We start from the raw sequence: 7,083 nt of genomic DNA, 5'->3' as shown, positions 1-7,083 counted from the left end.
GCGCCGGGAGCGGCGGCGATTTATTTCGCGCTCGGCGTGGCGGTGGCGCTGCTGGGCTGCCTGGCGCCGGCGCTGGATGCGGCGCGCGCCAAGCCGGCGATCGCGCTCAAGTCGGGCACCGAGGAAGTCGCCATGGCGCGGCTGGCGCGCGCCTGGCCGTCGCTGGCCTGCATGGCGCTGGCCGCGCTGCTGTCGCAGGCGCCGCCGCTGTTCGAGCTGCCGCTGTTCGGCTACCTGTCCATCGCCCTGCTGCTGATCGGCGCCATCGGCCTGATGCCGCGCCTGGCCGCCATCGTGTTCCGGTTTGCGCACCGGCGCTGGCAGGCCGCCAGTGCCGGCAGGGCTGGCGCGTCGGCGGTGATGACGCTGACGCTGTCGCGCCTCGCCAATGCGTCCAGCCAGGCCGGCATCGCGCTCGGCGGCGTGCTGTCCAGTTTCAGCCTGATGGTGGCGATGGCCATCATGGTTGCCAGCTTCCGCGTCTCGCTGGACGACTGGCTGCAGCACGTGCTGCCGGCCGATATCTACGTCAGCTCGGCCAGCGGCGGCGGCACCGCCAGCCTGCCGGCCGAGGCGCAGAGCGCGCTGGCCACCCTGCCCGGCGTCGCCCGCGCCGATTTCCTGCGCCTGCGCTCCGTGCTGCTGGCGCCTGGCCGGCCGCCGGTGGTGCTCATGGCGCGCAATATCGACAGCGCCAACCCGGCCCGCACCCTGGCGATTGTCGGCGAAACGCGCATGCCCGGGCCGGGCGCACCGCCGCCGGTGTGGGTGTCCGAAGCCATGGTCGACCTGTACGGGATGACGCTGGGCCAGCGCATCACACTGCCGCTGAACGGCCGGCTCCATCCCTTCCAGGTGGCGGGGATCTGGCGCGACTATGCGCGTTCCACCGGAACCGTCCAGCTGCGCCTGGAGGACTACCGCGCCATCACCGGCGACCGGGAAGTCAGCGGCGCCGCCCTGACGCTGCGGCCCGGCGCCCAGGCCGACGGCACGCTGCAGGCGCTCAAGCGCCTGCCGTTCGCGGCCACGCTGGACGCCAGCGAACCATCGGAAATCCGCGCCATGAGCTTGAAAGTCTTCGACCGCAGTTTCGCCATTACCTACCTGCTGGAGGCGATCGCCATCGTCATCGGCCTGTTCGGAGTGGCCGCGACCTTTTCCGCCCAGACGCTGGCGCGCGCCAGGGAATTCGGCATGCTGCGCCACGTCGGCGTCACGCGCAGACAGGTGCTCGGCATCCTGGCGATCGAAGGCGGTTCGCTGACCGCGCTCGGCATCGTCACCGGTTTTGCGCTGGGCTGGGTGATCAGCCTGATACTGGTTTTCGTCGTCAATCCGCAATCCTTCCACTGGACCATGCAGCTGCACCTGCCATGGGCGCTGCTGACCACCGTGGCCGGACTGCTGCTGGCCGCCGCCGCGCTGACCGCGCTGCTGGCCGGCCGTCAGGCGCTGTCCGGCGGACCGATACGCGCCGTCAGGGAGGACTGGTAATGTCACACAGATTCGCCGCCGTCGTGCTGGCGGCCACACTGGCGCTGCCGGCGCTGGCCGCCGCGCCGGCGTTCACGCCCGTGATCCCGCTGGCGGCCGGCCAGGCGCTGGCCTTCCCCGCGGACTACGGCGCGCATCCCGATTACAAGACCGAGTGGTGGTACGTCACCGGCTGGCTGGAGACGCCGGACGGCAAGCCGCTTGGCTTTCAGGTCACCTTCTTCCGCAGCGCCACCACGCACGACCGCGCCAACCCCAGCCAGTTCGCGCCCAAACAGCTGATCATCGGCCACGCCGCGCTGTCCGACCCGTCCAACGGCAAGCTGCTGCACGACCAGCGCAGCGCGCGCGAAGGCTTCGGCCTGTCCTACGCCAGAACCGGCGACACCAACGTCAAGCTGGAAGACTGGCATATGGTGCGCGCCGCCGACGGCAGCTATGTGGTGCACGTCGACGGTCCGCAATTCCAGTACGACCTGACACTGCAGCCATCCCAGCCCGACCTGCTGGAGGGCGAACGTGGCTACTCGCGCAAAGGCCCGAAAGCCGCGCAGAGCAGCTATTACTACAGCCAGCCGCACCTGCAAGTAAGCGGCAGCATCACCCGTCTGGGCAAAAAGACCAGCGTGCGTGGCGCCGCCTGGCTCGATCACGAATGGTCCAGCGAAGCCCTGGACCCGGAAGCCAGCGGCTGGGATTGGGTCGGCGCCAACCTGTCCGACGGCGGCGCCCTGATGGCTTTCGAAGTCAGAAGCAAGACAGGTGCTAAACTATGGGCGCACGCGACATGGCGCGATGCATCCGGTAAGATCATGCAGTTTGCACCGGATCAGGTCAGTTTTGCTCCGCAAAGGCGCTGGCGGTCGCCGCGCACCAATGCCGAGTATCCCGTTGCGACGCGGCTCACCACAGGCGACACTGTGTGGGAGATCGTGCCGCTGCAGGACGATCAGGAGCTCGATTCACGCCGCTCCACCGGCGCGGTGTACTGGGAAGGCGCGGTGACGCTGAGCCGCGACGGCAAGCCGGCCGGGCGCGCCTACCTGGAGATGACAGGCTATGTCCGCGCCATGAAGTTGTAGACACAATATGAAGCAGCATCAAACGTCTTGAAGCATATTTATTGAAGCGCAGCCCCACGATGACCAACAGCACCACCGCCAGCATGCCGTCAGCCACCGCACCAAACGTCTCCCGGGAAATGAAAAAAGGCAGCCTTGCCACCCTGCGCGGGCTGCTGCCTTTCCTTGCGCCGTACAAGCGCCAGTTCGTCCTGGCCGGCATCGCGCTGGTGGTCGCCGCGGGCGCCACGCTGGCGATACCGGCGGCGTTCAAACAGATGATCGACCTGGGTTTCGGTGGCGCCGGCGCAAAGAGCATCAAGCACGTCGACCTGGTATTTTTAGCACTGTTCGGCCTGGCCACGCTGCTGGCGGTGGCCACCGCCGCGCGCTTTTACACCGTTTCCTGGCTGGGCGAGCGGGTCACCGCCGACATCCGCAGCGCCGTCTATAACCACGTCGTCACCCAGAGCCCCGAATTCTTCGAGACCACGCAGACCGGCGAAGTCCTGTCCCGCATCACCACCGACACCACGCTGATCCAGTCGGTGGTCGGCACCAGCATCTCCATGGCCCTACGCAATTCGCTGCTGTTCCTGGGCGGCCTGGTGATGTTGTTCGTGACCAGCCCCAAACTGTCGTCCATCATCATCGGCCTGCTGATCCTGACCGTGCTGCCGATCGTGATGTTCGGCCGCCGCGTGCGCAAGCTGTCGCGCGACTCGCAGGACCGCGTGGCCGACGCTTCCGCCATGGCCGGCGAAATCCTCAACGCCATGCCGACCGTGCAGGCGTTTACGCACGAGAAGATCGAAGCGCAGCGCTTCGGCAGTTCGGTGGAGGGCGCCTTCCGCACCGCCATGAACCGGATCCGCGCCCGTGCCTATCTGACCATGCTGGCCATCGTGCTGATCTTCGGCGCCATCGTGTTCGTGCTGTGGCTGGGCGCGCACGCCGTGCTGTCTGGCGAGATGACCGGCGGTGACCTGGGCCAGTTCATCCTGTACGCCTCGATCACGGCCGGCGCCATCGGCGCCCTGTCGGAAGTGATGGGCGAGGCGCAGCGCGCCGCCGGCGCCACCGAGCGACTGCTGGAACTGATGTCGGTGAAATCGCGGATCCAGTCGCCGGCCACGCCACTGCCGCTGCCGCCGCGCGCCGCCAACGGCGCGGCGCTGACGCTGACCGACGTAATCTTCTCCTATCCGTCACGGCCGGAAACCAACTCGCTCGACCACGTGTCGCTGGACATCCGGCCCGGCGAAACCGTGGCCGTGGTGGGTCCGTCGGGCGCCGGCAAGACCACCCTGTTCCAGCTGTTCCTGCGCTTCTACGACCCGCAGCGCGGCAGCATCAAGCTCGATGGCGTCGACATCACCCAGCTCGACCTGCATACCCTGCGCGACGCCATCGGTATCGTGCCGCAGGATACGGTGATCTTCTCGGCCAACGCCATGGAAAACATCCGCTACGGCCGCGCCGCCGCCAGCGATGAAGAGGTAATCGCCGCCGCCCGCCTGGCCGCCGCCCACGAGTTTATCGAACGCCTGCCGCAGGGCTACCAGTCGTTCCTGGGCGAGCGCGGCGTGCGCCTGTCCGGCGGCCAGCGCCAACGCATCGCCATCGCCCGCGCGCTGCTGAAAAACCCGCCACTGCTGCTGCTGGACGAAGCCACCAGCGCGCTGGACGCCGAATCCGAACGCCTGGTGCAAAAAGCGCTGGAAGCGGCCATGGTCGGCCGCACCACCGTGATCATCGCGCACCGCCTGGCGACGGTACAACGCGCCGACCGCATCATCGTCATGGAGGACGGTAAAATCGTCGAAACCGGCACCCACGCATCGCTGGTCGCCCAGGGCGGCATCTACGCCAACCTGGCCGCGCTGCAGTTCCACAACGTGCATGTGGAGCATTGAGTGTCTTTCAGGGAGACGCCATGACCGACGCAGAACTGAAACTGAGCTGCCGCAGCCAGCTGCCCGGCCATCGTACGCTGTCGCCGGCCGAAAGCTTCGCGGCCATGGCAGCGTGGTGCGAGTCGAATGGCATCGCGCATGACGTCTATGGCAACGGCAAGCTGATACAGGATTTCGAACAGAAGGTCGCCGGCCTGCTGGGCTGCGAGGCTGCGGTCTTCTGCATCACCGGCACCATGACGCAGGCCACGGCGCTGCGCATCGCCTGCGCGGAGCGCGGCAGCCGGCTGGTGGCGCTGCATCCGACCGCGCACATTCTCAAACATGAACGCGGCAATCACCAGCTGTTCGACCACTTCCACGCGCTGCAGATCGGCGATCCGCACCGGCCTTGGACGCTGGACGAGCTGAAAGCCGTCCCGGACAAGCTGGGCGCCGTGCTGCTGGAACTGCCCGCGCGCGAAATCGGCGGCCAGTGTCCCGACTGGGACGAGCTGCAGGCCATCAAGGCATACTGTCGCGAGCAAGGCATCCATCTGCACATGGACGGCGCGCGACTCTGGGAAACCGCCGCCGCCTACGGCCGCCCGGCCGGCGAAATCGCGGCGGGCTTCGACAGCGTCTACACCTCGCTGTACAAAGGCATCGGCGGGATGGGCGGCGCCATGCTGGCCGGCGCCCGGCCGTTCGTCGCCACCGCGCAGGAATGGTACAAGCGCCAGGGCGGCAACGTCTACCAGCGCACGCCTTACGTGGTCGCGGCGGCGATGCAGTTCGACACGCGCGTGGCCGCCATGCCGGACTACTTCCACCGCACGCAATGGCTGTACGAGACGCTGCGCGATTACCCGCTGCTGACGCCCAATCCGGCCCGGCCGCATGCGAATATGCTGCACATCCATTTGCCAGTGGGCCGCGAGCGCGCGCTGGAGATCCGCAACCGCATCGCCGAACAGCACAGCGTGTGGCTGTTCAACGGCGCCAACCACGCGGCGCTGCCCGAGCGCTGCTCGGTGGAGCTGTACATCGGCGACAACCTGCTCAACCTGCCGGACCGGCAGGTGCGCGACATCCTGACCCTGTGGTCGGACGCGCTGGCCAACTAATACGACGCAGGCCGCTCGCCGCGGCCGCGCCCTTCTTTTTGTCTGACTGAATACACCATGACCTTCCAAGCACTCGGCCTGATCGATCCATTACTGCTTACACTGAAAGCGCTGGGCTACAAGCAGCCTACGCCGGTTCAGAAACAGGCCATTCCCGCCGCCCTGGCCGGCCGCGATGTAATGGCCGCCGCGCAGACCGGCACCGGCAAGACCGCCGGCTTCGCGCTGCCCATCCTGCAGCGCCTGACGATGGAGGGCGCGACCGAGCCGGGCGCGGTACGCGCGCTGGTGCTGGTGCCGACGCGCGAACTGGCCGAGCAGGTGTACGAGAGCTTCCGCAATTATGGCGGTAATCTGCCGCTGCGCAGCGCCGTGGCGTACGGCGGCGTGGATATCGCGCCGCAGATCGCCAAGCTGCGCAAGGGACTGGACGTGCTGGTGGCGACGCCGGGCCGTCTGATCGACCTGCACGATCAGGGCGCGGTGAATTTTGCCCTGCTGCGGACGCTGGTGCTGGACGAGGCGGACCGCATGCTGGACCTTGGCTTCGAGCGCGATCTGGACATCCTGCTGGAAGCCTTGCCGAAACAACGTCAGACCATGCTGTTCTCGGCCACGTTCTCGGACGAGATCCGCAAGCTGGCCAAGGGCATGCTGCGCGACGCGGTATCGATCCAGGTGGCAGCGCCGAATACCGCCACGCGTACTGTCAAACAATGGCTGGTCACCACCGACAAGCGCCGCAAGCCGGAGCTGTTCCTGCATCTGATGCGCAAACTCGGCTGGGGCCAGGCGCTGGTGTTCGTCAAGACGCGCAAGGGCGCGGAAGCGCTGGTCAATACCATGCAGGAACATGGCATCGCGGCCGACGCCATCCATGGCGACAAAACCCAGCCGGCGCGCCTGAAAGCCCTGGAGCGCTTCAAGCGCAAGGAAGTGCAGCTGCTGATCGCCACCGACGTCGCCGCGCGCGGCCTGGACATCGAAGCGCTGCCGCTGGTGGTGAACATGGACATGCCGTCGGTGGCCGAGGACTACATCCACCGGATCGGACGCACCGGCCGCGCCGGCATGGCGGGCGAGGCGATCTCGCTGGTCTGCGCCGATGAAGTGGACATGCTGCGCGAGATCGAGACGCTGACGCGCCAGAACATCCAGCGCTTCGAGGAGCCTGGATTCGAAGCCGATCACCGCGTGCCGGATACCGCCCCCAAAGGCGCGGCCGCCCCGACCATGAAGATTGCCGCGCCGAAGGCGGCCAAGCGCGGCCCGGCCGCCGCGCCCGCGGCGCCACAAGCCGCCAAAACCAGGGACATGACACCCCGCCCGGCCGGCGGCAGCGAGTCGTTGGGCATCTGGACGCCGCCGGAAAAGGTCGGCAAGGCGCTGCGCAGCCGCTCGGGCGATGACACCGGCAAGCGCGCCGCCGGCGGTGGACGTGGCGCCAATGGCGGCTACCGCGGGACCGGCGGCACACGCAACGCGACCGGCGGCCCGGAGGGA

General features: G+C 67.7%; 5 protein-coding genes. All 5 read left to right on the top strand.

Going from position 1 to position 7,083, the window contains the following annotated elements:
* On the top strand, window positions 1–1,497 hold a 1,497-nt coding region (locus E4L98_RS19145), incomplete at its 5' end, for an ABC transporter permease (RefSeq protein WP_135203145.1).
* A complete protein-coding gene (locus E4L98_RS19140; RefSeq protein WP_135203144.1) occupies window positions 1,497–2,579 on the top strand; it encodes a lipocalin-like domain-containing protein in 1,083 nt (360 codons plus the stop codon). The genes E4L98_RS19145 and E4L98_RS19140, both read left to right, overlap by 1 nt.
* 59 nt (window positions 2,580–2,638) lie before the next feature.
* Entirely contained in the window at window positions 2,639–4,474 is a 1,836-nt protein-coding gene (locus E4L98_RS19135; RefSeq protein WP_135203143.1) for an ABC transporter transmembrane domain-containing protein, read from the top strand.
* A gap of 20 nt (window positions 4,475–4,494) precedes the next feature.
* Entirely contained in the window at window positions 4,495–5,580 is a 1,086-nt protein-coding gene (locus E4L98_RS19130; RefSeq protein ID WP_135203142.1) for a threonine aldolase family protein, read from the top strand.
* Window positions 5,581–5,637: 57 nt separating this feature from the next.
* Window positions 5,638–7,083: DEAD/DEAH box helicase (locus E4L98_RS19125; RefSeq protein ID WP_167761383.1), on the top strand; the 1,446-nt coding region annotated here is incomplete at its 3' end.

The sequence above is a fragment of the Duganella callida genome, from assembly GCF_004614165.1.
GTDB lineage: Bacteria > Pseudomonadota > Gammaproteobacteria > Burkholderiales > Burkholderiaceae_D > Rugamonas > Rugamonas callida.
The sequence above is the reverse complement of the archived record's forward strand: the minus strand, read 5'-3'. Positions and strand labels throughout refer to the sequence as shown.